1 protein-coding gene is annotated in these 366 nt (G+C 48.1%); it reads right to left on the bottom strand.

The window, feature by feature from the left end; all coding sequences use genetic code 11:
* Positions 1 to 366 (bottom strand): condensation domain-containing protein (locus tag ICL55_RS34975; protein ID WP_223151703.1); only part of this gene is annotated, 366 nt, incomplete at both ends.

Raw genomic sequence — 366 nt, 5'->3', positions numbered from 1 at the left:
GTACTGGATACGCAGCGGTGGCAAAGCCTCCTGGTGGCCGGATACCAGCCCCTCATAACAGGACAATAATTCTTTTATTAAGATGCCCATCGACCAGCCATCGCTGATGATGTGATGCATGGTGTACACCAACACATATTCCGCGTCGCCGGTTTGTAACAATAAAAGTCGCAGCAAAGGCCCTGAGCTCAGATCAAACGGACGAAGCACTTCCGAACGTACCGCCGCAGCTACTTCTGCGGGGGATGGTTGTAAGTCCTTATACGCAATCACAAAAGCATCAGCATTGTGCTGTATAATTTGTCTCAGTTCACCGGCCGCATTCTCTCTAAATATTGTTCTTAATATTTCATGACGCATGATCAC

Origin of the sequence: Chitinophaga varians (genome assembly GCF_014529945.1) — a bacterium.
Taxonomy (GTDB): domain Bacteria; phylum Bacteroidota; class Bacteroidia; order Chitinophagales; family Chitinophagaceae; genus Chitinophaga; species Chitinophaga varians.
The sequence above is the reverse complement of the archived record's forward strand: the minus strand, read 5'-3'. Positions and strand labels throughout refer to the sequence as shown.